Source organism: Lachnospira intestinalis (assembly GCF_040095895.1).
Lineage (GTDB): Bacteria > Bacillota > Clostridia > Lachnospirales > Lachnospiraceae > Lachnospira > Lachnospira intestinalis.
Genome location: NZ_JBBMFS010000002.1, coordinates 410034 through 432098, shown reverse-complemented (window position 1 = coordinate 432098; position 22065 = coordinate 410034). Strand labels below are relative to the sequence as shown.

At 43.1% G+C, this 22065-nt stretch carries 24 protein-coding genes; 2 read left to right on the top strand and 22 right to left on the bottom strand.

Annotated features, from left to right (window positions below):
• Position 1: 1 nt before the first annotated feature.
• From WMO37_RS04300 to WMO37_RS04260, 9 genes are all read right to left on the bottom strand, one after another.
• Positions 2 to 1288, bottom strand: a complete 1287-nt coding sequence (locus WMO37_RS04300) for a diguanylate cyclase domain-containing protein (RefSeq protein ID WP_022432121.1) — start codon at positions 1286 to 1288, stop codon at positions 2 to 4.
• A 39-nt stretch (positions 1289 to 1327) separates the two neighbouring features.
• Positions 1328 to 1867 carry a Holliday junction resolvase RecU gene (locus WMO37_RS04295; protein WP_349154376.1) on the bottom strand — a complete coding sequence of 180 codons (540 nt, stop codon included), beginning with the start codon at positions 1865 to 1867 and terminating at the stop codon, positions 1328 to 1330.
• Positions 1825 to 2913, bottom strand: a complete 1089-nt coding sequence (locus tag WMO37_RS04290; RefSeq protein WP_349154375.1) for an RluA family pseudouridine synthase — start codon at positions 2911 to 2913, stop codon at positions 1825 to 1827. The genes WMO37_RS04295 and WMO37_RS04290 overlap by 43 nt, the downstream gene beginning before the upstream one ends.
• A gap of 28 nt (positions 2914 to 2941) precedes the next feature.
• Positions 2942 to 3517 carry a hypothetical protein gene (locus tag WMO37_RS04285; RefSeq protein WP_022432124.1) on the bottom strand — a complete coding sequence of 192 codons (576 nt, stop codon included), beginning with the start codon at positions 3515 to 3517 and terminating at the stop codon, positions 2942 to 2944.
• Positions 3514 to 5499 carry a YgiQ family radical SAM protein gene (locus tag WMO37_RS04280; RefSeq protein WP_349154374.1) on the bottom strand — a complete coding sequence of 662 codons (1986 nt, stop codon included), beginning with the start codon at positions 5497 to 5499 and terminating at the stop codon, positions 3514 to 3516. Before WMO37_RS04280 ends, WMO37_RS04285 begins: the two co-directional genes overlap by 4 nt.
• Positions 5492 to 6238 carry a pseudouridine synthase gene (locus WMO37_RS04275; protein WP_349154373.1) on the bottom strand — a complete coding sequence of 249 codons (747 nt, stop codon included), beginning with the start codon at positions 6236 to 6238 and terminating at the stop codon, positions 5492 to 5494. The genes WMO37_RS04280 and WMO37_RS04275 overlap by 8 nt, the downstream gene beginning before the upstream one ends.
• A 25-nt stretch (positions 6239 to 6263) precedes the next feature.
• Positions 6264 to 7637 carry an RsmF rRNA methyltransferase first C-terminal domain-containing protein gene (locus WMO37_RS04270; RefSeq protein WP_349154385.1) on the bottom strand — a complete coding sequence of 458 codons (1374 nt, stop codon included), beginning with the start codon at positions 7635 to 7637 and terminating at the stop codon, positions 6264 to 6266.
• Between the two features lie 60 nt (positions 7638 to 7697).
• Positions 7698 to 8498: a GTP pyrophosphokinase gene (locus WMO37_RS04265; protein ID WP_022432128.1), complete on the bottom strand. Its 801-nt coding sequence runs from the start codon at positions 8496 to 8498 to the stop codon at positions 7698 to 7700.
• A gap of 187 nt (positions 8499 to 8685) precedes the next feature.
• A complete protein-coding gene (locus tag WMO37_RS04260; RefSeq protein ID WP_022432129.1) occupies positions 8686 to 9546 on the bottom strand; it encodes a M23 family metallopeptidase in 861 nt (286 codons plus the stop codon).
• Between the two features lie 181 nt (positions 9547 to 9727).
• Between WMO37_RS04260 and WMO37_RS04255 the strand changes: the two genes are divergently transcribed.
• Complete coding sequence (locus tag WMO37_RS04255; RefSeq protein ID WP_349154372.1) at positions 9728 to 10606, top strand: hypothetical protein; 879 nt, start codon at positions 9728 to 9730, stop codon at positions 10604 to 10606.
• A 9-nt stretch (positions 10607 to 10615) separates the two neighbouring features.
• Here WMO37_RS04255 and WMO37_RS04250 read toward each other — a convergent pair whose 3' ends face one another.
• The 6 genes from WMO37_RS04250 to der are packed head-to-tail and all read right to left on the bottom strand — an operon-like array spanning position 10616 to position 15339.
• Positions 10616 to 11257, bottom strand: a complete 642-nt coding sequence (locus WMO37_RS04250) for a hypothetical protein (RefSeq protein ID WP_022432131.1) — start codon at positions 11255 to 11257, stop codon at positions 10616 to 10618.
• Between the two features lie 29 nt (positions 11258 to 11286).
• Positions 11287 to 11775, bottom strand: coding sequence for a pantetheine-phosphate adenylyltransferase (coaD, locus tag WMO37_RS04245; RefSeq protein WP_022432132.1), 489 nt, complete (start codon positions 11773 to 11775; stop codon positions 11287 to 11289).
• A gap of 5 nt (positions 11776 to 11780) precedes the next feature.
• Positions 11781 to 12338 carry a 16S rRNA (guanine(966)-N(2))-methyltransferase RsmD gene (gene rsmD, locus WMO37_RS04240; protein WP_349154371.1) on the bottom strand — a complete coding sequence of 186 codons (558 nt, stop codon included), beginning with the start codon at positions 12336 to 12338 and terminating at the stop codon, positions 11781 to 11783.
• Complete coding sequence (locus WMO37_RS04235; RefSeq protein ID WP_227089409.1) at positions 12335 to 13342, bottom strand: NAD(P)H-dependent glycerol-3-phosphate dehydrogenase; 1008 nt, start codon at positions 13340 to 13342, stop codon at positions 12335 to 12337. Before WMO37_RS04235 ends, rsmD begins: the two co-directional genes overlap by 4 nt.
• A gap of 14 nt (positions 13343 to 13356) precedes the next feature.
• A complete protein-coding gene (gene plsY, locus WMO37_RS04230) occupies positions 13357 to 14010 on the bottom strand; it encodes a glycerol-3-phosphate 1-O-acyltransferase PlsY (RefSeq protein WP_349154370.1) in 654 nt (217 codons plus the stop codon).
• A 3-nt stretch (positions 14011 to 14013) separates the two neighbouring features.
• Positions 14014 to 15339 carry a ribosome biogenesis GTPase Der gene (gene der, locus WMO37_RS04225; RefSeq protein WP_022432136.1) on the bottom strand — a complete coding sequence of 442 codons (1326 nt, stop codon included), beginning with the start codon at positions 15337 to 15339 and terminating at the stop codon, positions 14014 to 14016.
• A 154-nt stretch (positions 15340 to 15493) separates the two neighbouring features.
• Between der and WMO37_RS04220 the strand changes: the two genes are divergently transcribed.
• A complete protein-coding gene (locus tag WMO37_RS04220) occupies positions 15494 to 16438 on the top strand; it encodes a hypothetical protein (protein WP_349154369.1) in 945 nt (314 codons plus the stop codon).
• A gap of 102 nt (positions 16439 to 16540) precedes the next feature.
• On the opposite strand, the gene WMO37_RS04215 is transcribed toward WMO37_RS04220, so the two are convergent.
• Genes WMO37_RS04215 through ylqF form a run of 7 tightly spaced genes read right to left on the bottom strand, consistent with a single transcriptional unit; the run spans position 16541 to position 22061 of the window.
• Positions 16541 to 17239: a GTP pyrophosphokinase gene (locus WMO37_RS04215; RefSeq protein ID WP_022432138.1), complete on the bottom strand. Its 699-nt coding sequence runs from the start codon at positions 17237 to 17239 to the stop codon at positions 16541 to 16543.
• A 3-nt stretch (positions 17240 to 17242) separates the two neighbouring features.
• Complete coding sequence (gene pgeF / locus WMO37_RS04210; protein WP_349154368.1) at positions 17243 to 18151, bottom strand: peptidoglycan editing factor PgeF; 909 nt, start codon at positions 18149 to 18151, stop codon at positions 17243 to 17245.
• Between the two features lie 20 nt (positions 18152 to 18171).
• Positions 18172 to 18522 carry a YraN family protein gene (locus WMO37_RS04205; protein ID WP_349154367.1) on the bottom strand — a complete coding sequence of 117 codons (351 nt, stop codon included), beginning with the start codon at positions 18520 to 18522 and terminating at the stop codon, positions 18172 to 18174.
• A complete protein-coding gene (locus tag WMO37_RS04200; RefSeq protein WP_022432141.1) occupies positions 18522 to 18827 on the bottom strand; it encodes an EscU/YscU/HrcU family type III secretion system export apparatus switch protein in 306 nt (101 codons plus the stop codon). Before WMO37_RS04200 ends, WMO37_RS04205 begins: the two co-directional genes overlap by 1 nt.
• Positions 18828 to 18887: 60 nt before the next feature.
• Positions 18888 to 20507 (bottom strand): flagellar hook-length control protein FliK, encoded by a 1620-nt coding sequence (fliK, locus tag WMO37_RS04195; RefSeq protein WP_349154366.1) that lies wholly within the window; start codon positions 20505 to 20507, stop codon positions 18888 to 18890.
• A 4-nt stretch (positions 20508 to 20511) separates the two neighbouring features.
• On the bottom strand, positions 20512 to 21219 hold the full coding sequence (rnhB, locus tag WMO37_RS04190; protein WP_436970252.1) for a ribonuclease HII: 708 nt from the start codon (positions 21217 to 21219) through the stop codon (positions 20512 to 20514).
• A complete protein-coding gene (ylqF, locus tag WMO37_RS04185) occupies positions 21216 to 22061 on the bottom strand; it encodes a ribosome biogenesis GTPase YlqF (RefSeq protein WP_227089405.1) in 846 nt (281 codons plus the stop codon). Before ylqF ends, rnhB begins: the two co-directional genes overlap by 4 nt.
• Between the last annotated feature and the right edge of the window lie 4 nt (positions 22062 to 22065).

Below are 22065 nucleotides of genomic sequence, written 5' to 3'. Positions count from 1 at the left end.
CTTACGAAAGTTCTCCATGCAAATGTTCTTTATAGATAACATAACAATTCGCATGCTTTTCCTGTGCCATCTGCAATGCCTTTACCAGCTTTCTATGGACAATCCGCATATCCATTCCATTTTCAGGATAACATGCCACACCAAATGAAAATGAAATTTCATATTTAGGGTCAATCAGCCTGTAATTCCATGCAATTCTGCTGCGCAGGGATTCAATAAACGCACGCAGTTTAATATCACTGTTAATATCCTGTACCACCACGCTCATCAGATTCGGCTGCAACGGACATACAATACCGCGGTGTCCCACATGACGGCGTACCGTATCCTGTACAGACTGTAATAAATCCTGTACAAATCCGCTGCCTTCATTTTTCATGTAATCCTCCATATCATTCACCTGCATCAAAATCAATGTCAGCTTACAGTTCGGATTTAATTTAATCGCACGATTGCAGTAACCATTCATTTCCTCGTAAGATAATACGGTTCTATCCCCGGAATAACGATAGCTGCTAATGGACATCTGCTTTCCGTCTGTCTGTTCTTCTATCCGCTTAATACTGCCAATTGCCGTCTTTGGCCTGTCGCCTGAATAAATCGTTGAACATTTCACCTCAAATAATTCATATGCACCGTTGGTATATTCAAAATTTGCACGGAAGCTGTGCGTAAAAGATTCCTTTGCTGCATGAATATCTGCGCAGATTGCCGTACATTCCGCTACTGATTCCTCTGATATGATGCCATGGGTAATAAAATATTGGACTGCCTGTTCTAACGGCACCTCCAGCAGGTTGTCCACTTCATTGTCATTAAACTGGTTAATCCGAAGCTGTCCGCTGTCATAATCATATGTGCAGAATAATTCATTTTCCAATGCAAGAAAATACCTCACATTTCCCATTGATTCGCGTAGTGCATGATTACTTTCCTTTAATGCATAAATGTCTGAAATTTTTAACTTAAGATATTCTTCCGCCAGCAGGCTGTTTTCCCGCTCTTTTCTGCAGCGCATAATTTCTAACAGCACCCAACGGTATGCATTATCACATCTTCTCATGCGGAGTACCATTTTTTTGTATTCTGACGAATGCAGACTGTTGCTTACATCGATAAAATCATCCAGATCAACCGGATGTATAATATCTACTATGGATGTATACATTGACAGCCCGACTCCGATAAAGCGAAAAACCTGTTCGTCTGCCGTAATAATATTAAATTCCCTGTCAACAATGGCACTACCGTCAATGACCTGATACTCTGTAATCAAATTATTTTCCATATGCACTTTTGCCCTTCCCTTTTATCTATTATGTTTTATCTATTCCCAATCTCTCTGTAAAATATCTTTCTGCAACGCTTCCAGATAATGCAGCATTACACCTTTTGACATGTGAATCCGGTATGTTTTGTCAATTTCCTCATATGTAAAGCTTTTTCGTCCGCCTTTTTCACTACGTTCCCAAAATTTAATTATATCACAGTAAGGCAGATAATAATACTCATTCCGTGCCGTATAATGCAGAATAATAAATGCAATGCCCTTTTGCTGTTCAAAATCCGACATAAACGAAATCTGATGAGCATGAATGTTTTGCAGCGGAAAGGTATCCACTGCCGTTTCTTTGGCATCAAAGCAGACCGGTATTCCCTGAATCACACCAATGTAATCGACCGTACTTTTCTTATCAAAATATGCCAGCGTAATATGTCTGGTTTCCCTGTCAATTTTTATCGGCGTAATCGGTGTCGGTATTTTCTGTATCAGCGCAAGATGATTTTTTAAATACGTATCATTTGTAAAATTAATGAGTTCTTCTAGCGCAGAACCTCTAAGTCCTCTTGAATTCCAGGTTGCCATAATCCTTCTCCTTTTAGTACCTCACAAAATCCGCCGGGAACTGCCGTTGTCACCACAAGCTGTTCTTTCGGAAAATCAAGCTGATAGGCATGTAACATCTGATGTCGGATATTGTATTTTTTTCTAAAATACTGATTCCACGCGGCATCTCCATATTTTTCATCGCCTGCAAGCGGGTGTCCCAAGAAACTTAAATGCGCGCGGATCTGATGGCTTCGTCCCGTCAGAAGATTGACCTTTAATAAAGTTGCCTGCTTATTTGCACAGACCGGAATATACTCTGTTTCAATCGGCAGAATATCTTTTTCTTTCTCTTTCGGCGCATTTTGCAGGATTGTCACTTTATTCGTGCGTTCATTTTTATACAGATATCCTTTGACACGGCTGCGTTTTTCTACATTTCCTTTTACAATACACAGATAATACTTATGGAGCGTTCTTTCTTTAAATGCCGCTGTCATCGTCTGTAATCCATATATGCTTTTGCCCGCAACAACGATACCGCTGGTGTTGCGGTCTAAACGGTTGCAGATACCCGGATGAAAGGTGCGCAGCTGTTCTTTAGTCAGCGCACCGCTTTCCAATAAATAGTCACTTATAGCTTCAACCAGGGAATAATCGTCTTTTTTTGCCTTTTGGGAAAGCATGCCCGCCGGTTTGTTAATGATTAAAATGTCATTGTTTTCATATAATACTTCAAGTTTTACTTTTTGTTTCTTTACCTGTCTGCCTGCACTTTCAAACATTTTGCCCGATGTATGCTGTGAACGTTCTGCCGTCCGGGTGTCTGTCCGGATTTTTATATCCGTGTCTGCGTTGGTATCTGTTCCCGCAAATTTTTCATACGTTTCATCGGCAAAAAACATTTGGATAACATCGCCTGCTGCCAGCTTTTCACTGCCCTCTGCTTTTTTGCGGTTCAATGTAATATTTTTTTTGCGCAGCATTTTGTATAAAAAACTTTTGGTGGCATTGGGCAGACATTTTACAAGATATTTGTCAAACCGCTGTCCTGCTTCAAGGGGACTGATTGTTATTTCTTTCACATTTTCTCCATTCTACAGGCATTTCCGCCTATAAGCACATATTTTTCATGGCATGGGTAATCCATTCCATTCTGTCCATACTGCGTTTATCGGTATCATCAAAATTAGCGGCAAGTCCCCGCACTCTGTTTAAAAAGGTCTTTTCATCAGTGTAGAGTGTTACGTTTGCCGCCAGTTTTTCATTTTTTAAAAAGTCCCGCAGACTGGTTTCAAAAAGGGTCTTATCCGCCTTTTCTTCCTGTGTGAGCGCGCAGACGGCATTGTCTGTGACAACAACTGCCTGTGTACCAATCGGACTTTTGCTGTTTGAAAAAACGCAGTCGTAACAGCAGGTAAGCGCTCCTGCAGCAGCTTCCACGGCTTCTTTCTGTGCCTGTGTTGCACTTTTATGCGGAAGTAATACAAAGTAGGCGACTGCAAATTTTGCCGCCGGAAGCACCAGTACCGTTGCAATCAGCGTGCAGTAGTTATTGCGCGACTTAAAAACTGCCAACCCTGCAAAAAATACGGCAAATACTACCGCAAATGAAATCAGCATAATGAGCAGGTTCTGATTCTTTTTGCGCTTTAAATATTCAAAAGTTCCTTTTTCCTGTAACTTCATCGTTTTCTTCCTCCTGCTTTCCGCGTGCCGCTTCTGCCGCTTTTTCTGTTATCTGCCGACTTCTGACCGGCTGGACGCTGTCTGGCTGTTCTTGTATTCTGCGTTGTTGTATGCTTACCCTGTTTCAGGCTTCCCTGCTTTGAATTTCCCTGATTTGTGCCGCCGGTGTGGTATCCGTTTTTCATCGGACGCGGCGGAATCAGGCAGTGCCTGTCAAATCCGATTAAGTCTTCCCTGTGATTCTTTAGCAGTGCTTCCTTTACCAGCTCGTAATTTTCGGGATTGCGGTACTGGATTAATGCTCTCTGCATTGCTTTTTCATGCGGTGAAACCGGTGTATAGACCTTTTCCATGGTACGCGGGTCAAGTCCCGTGTAATACATACAGGTTGAAAGCGTGGACGGTGTCGGATAAAAGTCCTGCACCTGCTCCGGCATATACCCCAGATCACGGATATACTCTGCCAGTTCAATCGCTTCCTTCATCGTTGAACCCGGATGGGAAGACATCAGGTATGGCACAACAAACTGCTCTTTTCCTGTTTTTTTATTAATCCGCGCATAACGTTTTAAAAAGGCTTCATACACCTTGTTTTCCGGCTTGCCCATATATTTTAAGACATTGTCTGAAATGTGTTCCGGCGCCACTCTTAACTGCCCACTGATATAATGTTTACACAGCTCGTTCATAAAGGTATCGTCATCATCTGCCATGCAGTAGTCAAAACGGATACCGGAGCGGATAAATACCTTTTTAATGCCCGGCAGTTCCCGGATTTCACGCATCAGCTTTATATAATCTTTATGGTCGACCGTCAGGTTCTTGCAGGGCTTCGGAAATAGACACTGCTTATTCTGGCAGACACCGTGCGTAAGCTGCTTTTTACAGGACGGAAAACGGAAATTTGCCGTCGGTCCGCCGACATCGTAAATGTAACCTTTAAAATCTTCTTCCTGTGTCATCTGCCGTGCTTCTTCTAAAATGGATTCATGGCTTCGCACCTGTACAATTCTTCCCTGATGAAAGGTCAGCGCACAGAAGCTGCACCCGCCGAAGCACCCGCGGTTATTTGATATACTGAATTTAATTTCACCGAATGCCGGGATTCCACCGTCTTTTTTATATACCGGATGTTCGTCCCGCATATACGGCAGTGCATAGACATCGTCCATTTCCTGACTGGTCAGCGGCAGTGCGGGCGGATTCTGCACGACATAGAGTTTTTCCTTGCATTTTTCAACAAGCACCTTTGCCGTAAACGGATCGGTATTCGTATACTGTGTATAAAAACTTTCCGCATATTTACGTTTATCGGCACAGATTGTATCGTAATCCGGCAGTTCCACATAATCGTAAAGATTGTCAAGAGATTTGGTCTTATAAACCGTTCCTTTTATATAAGTAATATCATGAACGTCCATTCCGCTGTTTAGTGCATCGGCAATTTCTACGATAGAATGTTCGCCCATGCCGTAGGAGATTAAATCCGCACCCGAATCGACAAGAATGGAGTGTTTCACCTTATCAGACCAGTAATCATAATGGGAAAGCCGGCGCAGGGACGCTTCAATCCCGCCGATGATAATCGGTTCTTTTTTAAAGGTCTGACGGATCAGGTTGCAGTACACCACCGTCGCATAATCCGGTCGTCTGCCCATAACACCGCCCGGTGAAAAAGAATCGGTTTTGCGGTGCTTTTTGGATACTGTGTAGTGGTTGACCATGGAATCCATATTGCCCGCAGATACCAGAAATCCCAGCCGCGGTGCACCAAGCACGGCGATACTGTTTTTGTCTTTCCAGTCCGGCTGTGCAATAATGCCGACTTTATAGCCAAACGCTTCCAGCAGACGGCTGATAATTGCCGGTCCGAAGGAAGAGTGGTCTACATAGGCATCCCCAATAACATAGACAAAGTCACACTGCTCCCAGCCCCTCTTTTTCATATCTTTCTTTGAAATCGGCAGAAAATCTTTAACCATTTTTCTTTATATTCCTCGTTTCCTTTAACATTTGAATTTCCTGCTCTGTGAGCCTGCGGTATGCTCCCGGCGCAAGGCTTTCGTCTAACACAAGCGTTCCCATGGAGAGCCGTTTTAAATACAGCACTTCGCTTCCGACTGCTTCAAACATGCGCTTTACCTGATGAAATTTACCTTCGTGGATCGTGACACGAATCCGGCTGGTGTTCTTTGCTTCATCAAAAGACAACACTTCAAGCACTGCCGGAAGTGCCGTAAATTCTGTATCTATCACCAGACCTTCTTTAAATTTTATAACCTCCGCCTGTCCGATTTTTCCCATAACTTCCGCAAAATACGTTTTATCGACGTGTTTTTTCGGTGAAAGCAGTTCGTGTGACAATGCACCGTCATTGGTAATCAGCAACAGTCCTTCCGTATCTTTATCCAACCGTCCCACAGGAAACAAATCTTTTCTGTTTTTTTCTGTAATCAGCTCTGTCACAGTCTTTTCTTTTGTATCCTGTGTTGCAGATACCACGCCCTGCGGTTTATTAAGCATAAAGTATTCATACGTGTGGTATCCTACCGGTTTATCATCGTATAAAACGGTATCCGTTTCCGTATCAATTTTTTGTTCAGGACTTTTTACCACTGCTTCATTGACACGGACACGCCCTTTGCGGATATATTCTTTTACCGCACTGCGTGTCCCAATCTGCATATCCGCAAGATACTTGTCCAGTCTTATTTTTGCCATAGTTTCCTCTTTTTTCTATGCATGCCTACTGCCAACGCCAGCCTGCCAGATATTTATTCTTTAATGCCCCCTTGCTGTACTTGCCCCAGCCTAACGGATAACCGTCTACGCAGAACAGATTCCAGCCATCCTGATAATCATTCTCATTTTCAAAATCCAGTGTTTCGCCTTTTAAATATTTTACCACGCGCTCATCTGAAACCGGGAGATTGATAATCTTATCGTATTCGGACATCTGTAATGCCATGGCTAATGCCTGGCTCGGCTCAAAACGGTTTTTCTTCATTTCACCGAGCAGCAGTCCGTTTCTCATAATCCGGAGTCCGCCCTCCTGCGGCATTTCAGGCGATACCTGATAAACCTTGCTGTCGCGGATAAAAATGTCCTGCTTTTGTACCGGAAATGTTACATGGCTTAAAAATTCCAACAGTTCTTCCGGCAGTTTTTCCGTTGACGGTTTTCTTTTCGCATGATAGTTTTCCGGTGCATCTGTATCTTTTTCAAGCAGTGCAAGAAAATGCCCTTCTCCCTGCATTTTGTGAGGGAAAATGCGGACACATTTTTCAATCTGCATTGCCGTATCTTCTTCATTTTCAATGATACCCGGACAAAAGCCCTCATATGACGGAATCGGTATCAAATGCATTTCCGGGCGTTCCCTTAACAGATGACGGATGGTTTCTTCATCCTCCAGCTTAGAAAATGTACAGGTAGAATAGAGCATTTTGCCGCCCGGCTTTAACATATCCGCGCCGGAAAGGACAATATCCCGTTGTATTTTACTGTAAAATTCCGGACCGTTCTTTTCCCAGCTTTTAATCAGCTTGTTATCCTTGCGGAACATGCCTTCGCCGGAACACGGCGCATCAATTAATACTTTGTCAAAAAAGCCTGTAAAACGGTCTGCAATTTTTTTCGGGTCTTCGCTTAATACGCACAGGTTCGGGATTCCGAATACTTCGACATTTTTAAGCAGTGCCTTGGCTCGTGAATTGCTGATGTCATTAGTAATTAAAAGTCCGGTGCGGTCAAGCTTTGCACCCAGCTCCGTTGATTTTCCGCCCGGTGCGGCGCACATATCAAAAACAACATCACCGTCTTCTACCGGCAGTACATTTGCCGGTGTCATTGCGGATGGCTCCTGAATGTAATACAGTCCTGCAAAATAATACGGGTGCTTTGCAGGCTTGTCTTCCTCATGAAAATAGAATCCATTCTCTATCCAGGGTATAGGCTCCAATTCAAACGGAGAAATTTTCAAAAAATCCTCCACGGATATTTTTAATGTATTAATACGGAGTCCGTAAAGGCGTTTTTCCTCAAAACTTGCAAGATAATCTTCATAGTCTTCCTTGAGCAGTTCCTTCATGGCATCCAGATAATTCTGCGGTAAATTAATTGTTTTTTTCATGTTCTTTGCTTCCTTTAATGCTTCTTTAATTTCATGATGTATCTTTTTTTAAGTTGCCTGCGCGCGGTAACCCTCAGCAATAATGTCTAACTGCCGGTTAAAGCGTTCCAGTTTGCTGATGTCGCCTTCCTGATAAATCTCATAAAATTCATCCTGAATCTGTATAATCTCACGCTTATTTGCCACCTTATACAAGTTCTGGATATTTCCCAGAATATCCGATACAATATTAGCTTTCACCATATAGAAATTCTGCGCGTCGATAATTTCATCATGGATAGAAGACATTTCATTGTCCAGCGTAATCAGGGCATTGGCAGCTGATGTCAGTCTTGCCCGTACATGTTCCGGGATATTACCCTTATATTTATATTGAAGTGAGTGTTCGATAATCGCCCAGAAATTCATACCCAGTGTACGAATCTGAATCTCGACCGGGATTTCTTTCGTCCCGCGAATGGTTTCCACCTTATATAATACAATGATATGATAACTGCGGTATCCGCTTTTCTTGCGATGCGTAATATAGTCTTTCTCACTTTTAACCTGCATATCACTGCGTTCACGGATAAGACCTGCAACTGTATAAATATCTTCTGTAAACTGGCAGATTAAGCGGATTCCGGCAATATCTTCAAGCTGGGTTTCGATTTTATCCATGTCGATGCCTTTTTTCTGTGCCTTATCAATAATACTGGAAATACTCTTTACACGTCCAAGCACCTGTTCAATCGGCGAATAGCCGTTCATCTGCTGATATTCTTTTACAATATGATTAAATTTGACTTTTAATTCTTCAACCGCCAAATCATAGGGGGTCAGAATTTCCTTCCACATCTGCAATTCCATAATATTTTCAACTCCACTTTCTTGCGGTTTTGCCCTGCTCTGTCGGGCGATTCACCTCGCTCTCGCACTCACGAATCCGCGCTGTCGCGCTCCTCGCCCTGCTTCGCATGGCGATTCGTTCGTTAATGGCGCAGGAAAAGTAAATGTCTGCTTCGCAGCCGCTTCCTTTTCCTTTGCGCTCATTATATCATACCCCGTACTGATAATACAGCACTTTATTTTCAATTGTTTTCAGTAAATAGCAGGGGTTCACTGCCAGTTCCGTGCCGTTTTCGTCTGTTACATAGATACCAAAATGCAGGTGGACGTCAAACTTTCCTTTTGTCCCCTCAACCTTACTGTACCCGGTATTGCCCATAAATCCCAGCAGCTGTCCTGCCGTAACTGTATCTCCGACAGACAGCGGCGCATATGAATCCAGATGAGCATAATAGTAATAAATACCATTTTCCGACGTAATACCGATTCTCCAGCCACCAAGTTCCAGCCAGCCGATATTGGTCACTGTCCCTGCCGTAGCAGAAAGCACCGGATAAATGCCCGGCGTATTGTTCTGTGCCATAATATCCGTTCCTTCATGCCTGCGTTCTCCGCCATAGGTACGCTCCAGTCCCCATGAATCACAGTATTCTACCCACATCTGTTCATTTCCTTTAGATACCGGTATAGGAAAGCACTGCATATCCGCAACAAGCCCCGCATACAGACTGCTCATCTTATAAAATTCTTCCGGATAATGGCGCACCAGACGGTTGCGCAGTGCCACCGCCTGTTTGTGTGTCAGGCTCTGTGCTGTCTGCACATCTGCCGTCCAGTTTTCCGCCGCCATCAATGTACAAAGATATTCGCCCACCGGCAGATTACATTCATCCGCATATTGGGCAATTTCTTCTGCCGTCAGTTCAATCCGCATGGCGCGCAGGTTATCGTTTTGCAGTGTCAAAGCTTCCCGTTTCAGCGGCAGCCTGCCTTCTGTTAAAGAAGCTGTACAAATGCAGATAAAAACAACCAGTGCCGCCAAAAGCACATATGCCCGGCTCTTTTTCACACACACCTCACGTTTTATGGTAACCCCTGATTTGTTATATCTTTATGATTCAGATTCATAAATTATGTCCGCAGGCAATATATGTAATATCAGGCAGAATTGTGTAAGTACGCAGTACGGAACAATTCGCAGGCATTATAATTGCACCACTATAACGCAAAAAAGGATTCGTGTAGAATTTATGAAAAAATGGAATCTAAAATTCAATCAAATACTTGTTTTAAGTGCTTTTGCCGCTGTTATTGCGTTTCCACGCATTTCATTTAACGGCGTTTTGTCCGGTTTAAAGCTTTGGGGTGAGGTCATTCTTCCGGGACTGTTCCCCGCCATGATTCTGACTTCCTGTATTTTATACCTTTTTCCGCTAAAGCCAGGACTGTCTTATCTTTACGTCTGCATAACCGGTCTGCTGTGCGGTTTCCCTGTCGGTGCATTTTTATGCAGTAAGCTGCATGAAGCCAACCCCGGTGAAACACTGTGCGAACGTCTGATGCCGTTTTGCAACCTTTCAAGTCCGTCATTTGTTATCAATTACATTCTTTTTTCTTCTTTAAACGAAAAAATATCTGCCTTTTTAGTCCTGCTGTGCATTTATCTGCCTGCTCTGGAATGTATTGTTATCACTTTAGTCCTGCACCGCACACAAATGCGGACACCGCTTACTCTGACAGCTGAATCTAATCCGCCCGCCTTCTCACAGCTTTTAGACGATTCTATCTGGAGTGCGGTTGTCAGCATATTAAAACTGGGCGGCTATATCATCGTTTTTTCATGTCTGTCTGCGTATATCTGTCTGCTACCTATTAAAAATATCTATATCACAGGAATTTTATGCGGCATTACAGAAATTACAAACGGCATCTATCTTATCAGCCGCTTTCCTGTCCCGCTTTTTTATCAGACAATATTAATCCTTGCAGTCAATGCCTTCGGCGGCTTTTCCACGGTTATGCAGACGGCAGGCATAACAAAAAGAAGCAGCTTTGGCATAAAAAAATACATATGCGGCAAACTGCTTCTTACGGTTCTTACCTGTCTTCATTGTATTGTACTGCTTTAAAAACCATTTTTAAATATCATCATCTAAAAGGTCGTCATTTTCTTCATATACCACATCTTCAGAATCATCCTCCACGGCTTCGGCCTGCTCTGCTGTTTCCTGCTGTGGTTCTTCATCTTCAACAACCAGCTCCTTGCGGTTGTTGGTGACAACCGTCAGAACATTTTCAAGACCAGTCATTAAGGACGTATACTTTTCCTTATTATCCTTAATCGAATGTTCGATAATATACTGTAACTTTCCAAGCATGTCATCTGTATACTGTACTGCTCCAATACGGATGTTATTAGCATCCTCCGTTGCAGAATCCAGAATGCGCTGTGCCTGCGCAGTTGCCTGCTCAATCAGCTGATTTGCCTGCGCATATGCCCGCTGCATAATCTCATGTTCATTGATTAATTCTTCCGTCTGTATCTGTGCCGCATTCAGAATTGACTCTGCCTGCTCTTTTGCATCTGAAATAATCGCATCTTTGTTATTTAAAATTTTCTGGTACTTCTTAATCTCATCCGGTGTCTTTAAACGAAGCTCAGACAACATATCCTCTAACTGATCTTTGTCGACAATAATCTTATTATTGGAAAAAGGCTGGTACTTACAGTTATCGATATATGCTTCTATATCGCTGATTAATTGTTCAATTCTACTCATAGCAGTTCTACCTCTTTATGTAATTTGTTTTATTGCTGTGTAATGCCATATTTTTCATAAACTCTGCCAATTACCTGCTGCGGAACAAATTTACTGATATCGCCCCCATACATTGCCATTTCTTTTACCATGCTTGAACTCAGATAAGCATACTTCAGACTTGTATTTAAAAAGATGGTATCTACATCGGGATTCGCCACCCGGTTTGTCTGCGACATCGCCAGTTCATATTCAAAATCCGTCACTGCACGCAGCCCTCTGATAATCGTCTGCACCTGATGTTCTTTTGCAAAATCAACAAGCAGCCCACGAAAACTTAAAATTTCGACATTGTCTATATCCTTAGTTACATCTTTTAACATATTAACACGTTCATCTACTGAAAACAACGGTGTTTTTGTATTATTATTTAATACACCGACAATTAAATGATCCACCAGGCGGGATGAACGGCGGATAATATCCAGATGTCCCAATGTAACCGGGTCAAAACTGCCCGGATAGATTGCATTCTTCATTATTATCACTTTCCTTCCTTTTTCAGGAATACATGTTTATTCGTCTTATACATTTTTGTCTTTGTAATGGTATAGCCCAAATCCTGCACATACGACAAATCCGTATCCAGTTTTTCTTCTATAATAATCGTCGTATATCCGTCAATGATACTGCCTGCAGCAAGCGCTTCCAATGCCCCGCGCTCATAATCCTTTGCATATGGCGGATCCATATATACAATATCAAACACTTCCTGTCCCGACAGTCTTACAATTGCCGCCGCAACATCCTGTTCCATTAAAACTGCCTGTGAATCCAGCTTTGTAAACGCGAGATTTTCACGGATACAGGCACACGCTGCTTTTGAATTTTCAACCAGCACGGCTTCTTTTGCCCCACGGCTTAACGCTTCAATAGCAATCGCCCCGCTCCCCGCATATAAATCCAGAAAGCGGCAGCCCGGTATTTCCGACTGTATCATATTAAACAGGGTTTCTTTTATTCTGTCTGTTGTCGGGCGGGTATCCATGCCCTCCAGTGTCTTTAACGGAAGACTTCTTGCACTGCCTGCAATTACTCTCATTCTGACCATTCTCCTGTTTCCATTTTTTTATCGCGGAGCATTAATTCTTTGACTGCTTCCGCCGGTTTTTTATCTTCAAATAAAACTTTGTTGACCTGCTCTACAATCGGCATTTCAACATTGTATTTTTGTGCCAGTGCAAATGCTGCCTTTGCAGAAAATACACCTTCTACAACCATCTGCACTTCTTCCATGGCTTCATCCTTGGTCTTACCCTGTCCAATCAGGATACCGGCACGTCTGTTGCGGCTGTGCATACTGGCACAGGTAACAATCAAATCACCAATACCTGAAAGTCCGCTGAATGTAGACGGATTGGCACCCATAGCCGTTCCCAGTCTTGAAATCTCGGCAATCCCTCTTGTAATCAGTGCCGCCTTTGTATTATCACCATACCCCAATCCGTCTGCGATACCTGCTGCCAGCGCAATGACATTTTTTAATGCACCGCCGATACAGATTCCCAGCATATCCGGACTGATATATACACGGAAAACATCGCTCATAAAAATATTCTGTAAATATTCTGCATCTTTTCTCTTATGTGTACCAATAACACAGGTCGTCGGAATCAGACGTCCTACTTCTTCTGCGTGGCTTGGTCCTGAAAGCACAGCAACCGTCGCCGCCGGAATTTCTTCCTCTACCACCTGACACAGTGTCATTAATGTGCTTTCTTCGATTCCCTTTCCGACATTGACAACATACTGTCCTTCTTTTACAAACGGTGCAAATAACTTTGCAGTGGAACGTGTATAAGGCGAAGCGACTGCAAGTACAATGACATCTGCACCCTTTACTGCGTATTCCGTATCTGCCGTCATTTCAATCTTTTCGGGAATATGCACACCCGGAAGACATTTTTTATTTTCACGCTCTTTATCAAGCACTTTGATTTCTTCAGGAAAAACAGACCAGACTTTTACATCATGTCCGTTATTATTTAAAAGAATTGCAAGTCCGAGTCCCCAGCTTCCTGCACCCATCACACTTACCTTTGCCATTTTGTTCTCCCTTCTTAAGCCTTATGTCCAATCTTTCTTTCAGTTCCGTGCATCAGTCGTCCGATATTGCCGCGGTGTCTGATGTAAGCCAGCACCGTAAGGCAAATTAAAATACCGTATGCTTCCAGTTTTGCACCGCCTGTAAGCGGAAGCCATCCTGCCGCACCGAACGCTAAAAATTCAATGAGAAATAATGTAATAAACACCAGTGAACCCAATGATACATACTTAGAAATCAGCGTTACCGATGCAAAAGTAATCAGTCCGAATACCGCAAATACCCAGCAGTGCTTCGGAAACAGCAGCAGGGAAAGCGCCACTCCCGAAGTTGCCGCAATTCCCTTTCCACCTTTAAACTTTAAATATACCGGAAAATTGTGTCCCAGTACAACACCAAAACCACTGTATAAAAACAGCAGCATTTCAATATCACTGTTTCTGCCAAACAGGAAATGAACTGCGAGTGCAGCAAAAACAGCCTTAAAAGTATCTAAAAGATACGTAATAATGCCCGCTTTCTTTCCCAGTGTACGCATAACATTGGTTGTTCCCGCATTGCCGCTTCCGTATTCCCTGATGTCAATATGGTTAAACTTGCCATACCAGTATCCGGTCTGGAAAATATTGCCAAAAAGGTACCCGATTACAAGACAAATGATTCGTTCCATTTTTTATTCTTTCTCCTTACGTTCCCGGTTGATAAACCGCAGTGCCGTACCGCGGAATCCAAATGCTTCCCGGATTTTATTTTCAATATAGCGTGTGTATGAAAAATGTGTCAGTTCTTTATCGTTGACAAACATCACAAACGTCGGCGGTTTTACCGCAACCTGTGTCATATAGTAAATGCGCAAGCGCTTGCCCTTGTCTGACGGCGGCTGCTGCATGGCAACGGCTTCTGTTAAAATTTCATTCAACACACCTGTTGGAATACGCATCGTCTGGCTTTCAATCACCATATCAATCATGTCATAAATTTTATTCAGACGCTGTCCGGTCTTTGCCGATACAAACAGCAGTTCCGCATACGGCATAAAGGAAAGCGTATCTTTAATCTTCTGCGTATGCTCATAAATCGTTTTGTCATTCTTTTCAATGGCATCCCATTTATTCACCGCAATAATCATGCCTTTTCCACGCTCATGTGCAATACCGGCAATCTTGGCATCCTGCTCCGTAACACCTTCTGTCGCATCAATGACCAGAATCACCACATCCGCTCTTTCCACCGCAGCAACGGTACGGATAATACTGTAACGTTCCAGTTCTTCCTTAATTTTGCTCTTACGGCGGAGTCCCGCAGTATCGATAAAGACATACTCCCTGCCGTTATAAACAACCGGCGTATCAATGGCATCTCTTGTTGTTCCTGCAATATCCGAAACAATCACGCGCTGTTCGCCGACCATCTTATTAATAATAGATGATTTTCCAACGTTTGGTTTACCGACAATTGCAATCTTTGGACGATCATCTTCTCCATCTTCCTGCGTATCCTCCGGAAAATGCTTAACAATCTCGTCTAACATTTCGCCAATACCTAACTTTCCGACTGCAGAAATCGGAATCGGGTCACCGATACCTAAGTTATAAAATTCATAAACGTCCGGCATCAGCTTTTCAAAGTTGTCCACTTTGTTGACAACCAGCACAACCGGCTTGTGGGAACGGCGCAGCATATCCGCCACCTTAGCATCCGCATCGACAAGCCCCTGTCTTACATCTGTAATAAAGATAATGACATCTGCCGTATCAATGGCAATCTGTGCCTGCTCTCTCATCTGCGCGAGAATAATATCTTTGGTTTCCGGTTCGATACCACCCGTATCAATCAGGGTGAAATTCTTATCCAGCCATGAAACCTCTGCATAAATTCTATCCCTTGTAACACCGGGTGTATCTTTTACAATTGAAATCTGCTGTCCGGCAAGATGATTGAAAAGCGTAGACTTTCCGACATTCGGTCTGCCGACAACCGCAACGATTGGTTTACTCATATATAAATCTCCATTTCTTCCTAATGCATAGTTAAATATATAATATCAGTTTCATTGCTTTTTGTAAAGTTATATGCTATCATTCATGAGGGGAAAACACTGAAAATATACTACTGAAACTACATTTTTTACTACATTACAGGAGGTAACCCACTTGAAACATTTGTTAAAATTTTATCGGAAAGGCACTGCCTTTCTTATGGCTTTCTGTCTGATGGCACTGCTCTTTTCATTTTCATGCGCGGCAGCAGAAAATACCACAACATACCGTTTTTCGGATATTAATCTGGAAGTACAGGTTCCGTCCGAGCTGATTGGTTTTACCCGCTCTGTCACTTCCAACAACGCTTATCTGGATTTAATCGGTACGGATGACGTTGAAGAACTGCGTTCTTTAATGGTCGTCAACCACGTTTACTTAGAAGCCGTTCCACAGGATGTACGCTATGAACTGATTATCAGCGGCAAAGAAGCAGGAAGTGCATCAGCCGACTTTACGGAACTTTCCGATACGGATCTGGACAGCCTTTTTAATGAATATCTGCAGAAAAGTGATGCCATAGACAATGAGAGCGTCACCGAAAATATTACAGCTTCCGCGATTGAACATGTAAACGGTATCCCTTACTTTGTCACCAGTGTAAAGTCCGTTGCCAACAATCAGGTCACAGTCTACATGAAGAAGTATTACACCGTAATGCAGGGCAATGCCATCTCTTTCTTTATCCAGTCCAACGGTGAAGAAATTGACAGCGCAACCGCACAGCTTTTAACGGACGTAGTCACTTCAGCACAGTATAAAACGATTCATAAATCAATTTTAGAAAATGCATTTTTTACGGAAATTCTTGCTTCTGTTGTTACGCTTGCCGTACCGATTTTACTGCTTGCACTGATTGTATATTTGGTAGAAAAAAGTAAGAAAAAGACAAAAAAGCAGATTGAAGCCGATGAAAAACGTCTACGTGCCGAATACGCAAGGCAGGAAGCCGAAGCTGCTAAAAAAGTACAGGAAGCCTCCGGCGAAACAGAAGTATCTGAAACAGGAATATCTAAAAATGAAACATCCGGAGGACAAAACGGCAACAATTACCAGTAAGTTAAACTAAAAAACTGTGAAACCACAAAGCCTTTGCTTTTAAAGACTATCGGTTTCACAGTTTTATTTTATCTTATCTATTATTCATAAGCTTATATTGCGCTATTCCACCGGCAGACACTCCGGATGTTCCAGCCGGTGAATCTCCTCCCGGATTTCCTGCATATGCACATCAGTATTGTAAATCGTATCCGCACAGACCGTCAGTTCATTGACGATTTCCGGCATTTCCTCATTGCCAAACTGCTTATAATGCATCTGATGCTCCAGACTTGCCCAGAAATTCATGGCTATCGTACGAATCTGCACTTCCACTTTCATGTACTCCTTACCAGAAGAAAGATAAATCGGAATAATAACTACATAGTGAAGGCTTCTATATCCGTTTGGCTTCGGATTCTTAATATAATCCTTCACCTCCATCACTTCAACGTCATCCTGTGAAATCAGCATATTGGCTACTGCATAAATGTCACTGATAAACGGGCATACCACACGTACTCCGGCAACATCATTTAAATTGTTGACGATAGACTGGATGGATACCTCAAAACCTTTTCTTTGCATTTTATCAAAAATACTCGCCGGGCTTTTTACTCTTGTCCGGATACTGTCAATCGGATTGCGCTGGTTTTTCGTTTTAAACTCGTCATTTAAGATTTCCAGTTTTGTCTGGATTTCCCGTATTGCACACCGGTACATCATCATCAGTTCCTGAAACCGTGCATTGGTTTCCATCGTTTTTCTAAAGTCCTCTTTATTAACCAGTAATGATTGTGCTAAATTGTTATCATCTATCATGTCCTACTCCTTTATGTACATCATTCCGCATAAAATACCACGTCTGCCTTTTGTTGCCCTGTGTGAAAACAACAGGTCTGAATTACAGCAGGTACAGACATCTGCCACCGCAATATGCTCCGGGTGGATTCCTGCATGAATCAGGTTATAATAATTGGCAAGCTGTAAATCCAGCTGATATTTTCCTACACTTTTCCCCGGTGTTACAATATGCTCTGCTTCCTGTGGCAGATACTTTTTCTGAAACTGCACTGCAACATCTTCACTTACTTCATAACAGCCCCTGCAGATTCCCGGTCCGATAACCGCTTTGATATATGCAGGATTGGCATTGTATTCTCTTATGAGGGCATCAACTGTTACCTGTGCGATATTTCCCACCGTTCCTCTCCAGCCCGAATGGGACAATCCGATACATTGATCGCGGCTGTCCGCAAAAAAAAGAGGAATACAGTCGGCATACGAAGTAACCAGACAGATTCCCGGCACATTTGTCACCAGTCCGTCTATATTGTCAAAATCACGCTCCCGTACAATTCCCATTCCTTTGTGGTGTTCTTCTATTTTTAAGACATTGGTTGTATGTGTCTGCTTACTGTATACCATCTTTTCCGGTACAGTATGAAGCGCAGCCGCCATTCTTCTGAAATTTTCCGACACATTTTCCGGATCATCCTCGAGATTAAAAGTCAGATTCATGCTTTCGTAAATACCGGTGCTGACACCGCCTTTTCGTGTTGAAAATCCATGTTCAATAAAAGACTCCGATTCCAGCATCGGAAACCTTAAATACGGCACACCGTTTTCTGCCGTAACACTTCTGACCGTATCCATATATGCCGGGCGCTCCTGCTCCTGCATATACGCATAAACTGCATCCGTGTCTGTTTTATTCCATGTCAGTGATTCCATTCTATTCTCCATTTTAAATTTTAAAACGCATCCTCAATATGCGTAATCTCCCCATCATCAATTCCTATTACATCAAAACGGCAATCTACCCCTGCAAACACTGTATTCTGTGCGTGTTTTGCAAGATAGACGTCCGCTGTCCTGCGGATTTTCTTCTGTTTTGCAGGTGTCACCGCTTCTAAGGCATAACCGTACCGGGCATTTCTGCGGTATTTCACCTCTATAAAAACAAGCGTTTGCCTCTGTGCCGCAATAATATCAATCTCACCGCAGGCACAGGCGAAATTTACATCTACGATAAAATAACCTTTGTCCTTTAAATACCGGCACACCTTCTGTTCCCATTCTTTTCCCCGCTGTCGTGTGTTCATTATTTTCCTGTCTTTTTCACTTTACTTCTTAATCTATCCATATCATCTACAAAGACCAGAATCTCGGCAACCACGCTGTATAATTCCGGCGGTATCATATCTCCGATTTCCAGCTTGGAAAGCGTATTGGCAAGCTTGCTGTCTTCATACACCGGCACATCCGCTTCCTTTGCACGCTCAATAATCTTTTCCGCCAGAACACCTTTTCCCGATGCAATAATTTTCGGTGCTTCTTCTCCGGGAACGTATTCAAGTGCCACAGAAACCTTCCGCTTCTGCTCTCCTGTATCCTTTTTATTTGTCATATTTGTACACTCCCATTATAATCCACTGCTTTTCATTGTGCAAATGAACAATCTATAAACTTATGCTTTGATATCGAAAATATATTGGGACGTCGGTGCGCCTCCTGTCTGATTTTGCAGAAAATCTTTTTCAAAATCAAAATTTTCCTGTGGCTGTGTCAGTTTCATCTCAAAATGTGCCGTGTAACCAAGCGCTTCCAGACGGGCATTAAGCCGGTCAATATGATCATACACAAAATCCAGTGTTTCCGAATCCTCCAGACAGAAATTCGTTGTGACATTTTTGCCTGCCAGTTTCACATACACATCGACAGGACCTAAATGTTCCATATCCAGATGTAGGAGGGCGCTCACATTTTCGGGATTATTGTGAAGTGTTTTTTTATTTGTAAATACGTATAACTCTCCATTTCCGGTGCCTTCTGAAAAGCGCACCGGCATCTGGAAATACGTCATATTGCGGTTTAAGTCATTCATGAAATCAATATTGCTTTTGATTTCGTTTAAATTGGCAGATAACGCTGAGCCCTCTGCTGCCTTCTGTGTTTCCTTTGAAACGGCTTCCAGTGAGGAGCGCACCCGCTTATAAAATCCCTTGATGCTTTCTTCGCTGTCTGCCATCTGTGGTTTTAAATACAGTGTTTCTTCAATCTGCCCCTTCAGCAGCTGTCCAAGTTCTTTAGAAGCCAGTAACTGTGTCAGTTTTTTCTCTGTCTGTCCGGCAGCCTGCGTATCATCCGGTGTATTCTTTGTCCCTGCAATCAAATCCGCCAGCTGTGACAATGTTTCTTTTACGGTGGCATTTCCTTCTGTAATCTGTTCTGCCAGCGCCTGTGCCTGTCCGCCCTGCGGTGTATCATTAAAGGTTTCCGTGATTTTTTGTGCAAGCCCTTCCCGCACCGCATCCTGCGGCATTGTTTCCGAAAGGCCCGCCTGCATTTCCTGCGGAAGTCCTTCATACAGCGCCGCAGTCACATTTTTTAAAAATGCCCCTGCCTGCACCGGATCCTGACCGGTAAGCTGTGTAAGTGTATCTGACAGAGCGGACGGCAGACTGTCTAACTGACCTGCCATATTGCGCTCGTAATGCGTATAAGCTTCATATTGTTCGATATTTTCCTGCGTAACGGGAATATTAAGTTTCACAAGATTCGCCATGGTATCCAGACTGGCATTTGGGAATTTCAGGTTGTTTTTTACCATTTCATTTAACATTGCGGCATCAATAGACATATTCCGCGCCAGCAGTTCCTGCACAATCGCCATATTGCTTTCATTCACAGAAAGTCCGGCCGCTTCAAGTGCCTTCTGTACCAGCACCATCTGCTGCGCATCCCCGAAAAGCGGTTTTAATGCAACAAAATTACCTTTATTTTCCTGCACCTGAAAGGTCATGCTCTGCCCTAACTGCACCTGTGCCCCCTGTGCAAGACGTGCAAAAAGATTCTCACCGTTTGGCAGGCTGAGAATAACCTGTTTGTCCTTCATGCTGTTTACAACACCGGTAACCGTATCTCCTGCCAGCAAAGATGCCAGATACTTTGCATTGATGGTATTTACCTGCGCAGTCTGCTCTGTCTGTCCTGCATTTTCCGCCGCCGCACTCTCTGTTGATGCACTTTCGGAACTTTTTGTACCTGAAACCATCTGCTGTAAAAAACCTGAAATGTGAAATGCCATATCATTATACCCTTTCAGTATTTAATATATTTTTTAAAAATGTTTTCCGGTGAATCGGACAGGCACCATACTCTAAAAGTGCCTGTGTATGCTGTTTCGTTCCATATCCTTTATGTTTTGCAAATCCATACTGCGGATATTCTTTATCATACTCCGCCATCATTCTGTCCCTTGTCACCTTTGCCATAATACTGGCAGCACCGATTGTAAGGCTCTTTGCATCACCTTTGATAATCGGCACCTGTGCAATCTCCACGCCCGGAATGGTTACAGCATCGTTTAATAATATATCGGGCTGTACACTCAGTTTCTGAATAGCCTGCCGCATGGCTTCATACGTTGCCTGCAAAATGTTAATCTCGTCAATACGCTGTGCCGATACAATACCGATTCCCACACTGACTGCTTCACGGCTGATAACGTCAAAGAGTTCTTCACGCTTTTTTTCGCTTAATTTCTTGGAATCATTGATATATAAAATGCGGCAGCCCTTCGGCAGTACAACCGCCCCTGCCACAACCGGTCCTGCAAGCGGACCTCTGCCTGCTTCATCAATGCCGCAGATATACCGGCAGTAATCGTATTCTTTTTCAAATTCGCACAGGGCTTCTATCCGTTCCCGCTCTGCCGCAAGCTTTTCTTCACGCTTTATTCGTGCAAGCTCTGCTTTTGTTATTTTCTGCTCTTTTTCCATGTGATGACCGCTCCTTATTCTTCCGGTACTTCCAGTGTAATTCTGCCGGTTCTTCCGCTTCTGAAATCATCCAGAACAATGCCCGCTGTCTTTTCATAATCGGTAATTCCGCCCTGCTTTACACAGCCGCGCCGTGCTGCAATAGCTTCCATGACCTGTAAGGCTTCTGCATCTTCTTCAATCCCATAGCGTTCTTTTAAATTTCCGGGATATTCTTTTAATAAGAATTTAATTGTATCCAGTGCCAGCTCATCCAGATTTAACACTTCGTCATTCATTGAGCCAATCATGGCAAGCCGCTGTCCGACTTCCTGATTTTCAAATCGCGGCCATAAAATACCCGGTGTATCCAGCAGTTCTACATTCTTATTTAAGCGAATCCACTGCTTGCCCTTGGTAACCCCCGGCTTATTCCCGGTCTTTGCGCAGGCTTTTCCTGCAAATGCATTGATAAAGGTCGACTTTCCGACATTCGGAATACCGACAACCATTGCACGCACCGGACGGTTTAAAATACCCTTTCTTTTATCGCGTTCTATTTTTTCCTTGCAGGCAAGGACAATCGTCTGGTTGACCTGTTTGACCCCCGCTCCGCTCTTGGAATTTAATTTTAATACATAAAAACCTTTTTGGGTAAAATAATCAATCCACATCACATTTTTGCGTTCATCGGATAAATCGGATTTATTGAGTAAAATGATACGTGCCTTATTTTTTGCAAGTCCGTCAATATCGGGATTTCTGCTGCTTAAAGGGATTCTTGCATCAACCAGTTCAATCACCAGATCAATCAGTTTAATGTTTTCTTCCATCATTCTTCTTGCCTTGGTCATATGTCCCGGATACCATTGATAATTCATATTC